General features: G+C 51.5%; 1 protein-coding gene. It reads left to right on the top strand.

Features of this window, described 5'->3' with window-relative positions; translation table 11 throughout:
• Nucleotides 1-28 precede the first annotated feature (28 nt).
• On the top strand, nt 29-272 hold a 244-nt coding region (locus tag AC0L20_RS41040; RefSeq protein WP_473295832.1), incomplete at its 3' end, for a hypothetical protein.

The raw sequence follows: 272 nt of genomic DNA, 5'->3' as shown, positions 1-272 counted from the left end.
ACGTCTTCATCTACAAGGGGTCAAGGCCATGATCATCAAGATTGCTTTTGACCCAGGCAACCTGAAACCAGACGATGAAGCCTATCCCGCTTTCCAGGCCGGCGGCGTCACGTTAAAGGTTTGGGCTCTCTACAAGAAGCACTTCATCACCTGCCAATACTTCCGGGAAAACCTGATCGCGATGGCAGAACTGTTTGAGCGAATGCTTGATATCGAAGACCGCGACGTTCTCCCGTACACAAACATTGATGAGTTCGTAGCCTACCTGGGCG

It is taken from the genome of Bradyrhizobium sp. Kon58, from assembly GCF_055807455.1.
Note: the sequence above shows the minus strand (reverse complement) of the source record. Positions and strands in the feature narration are given on the sequence as shown.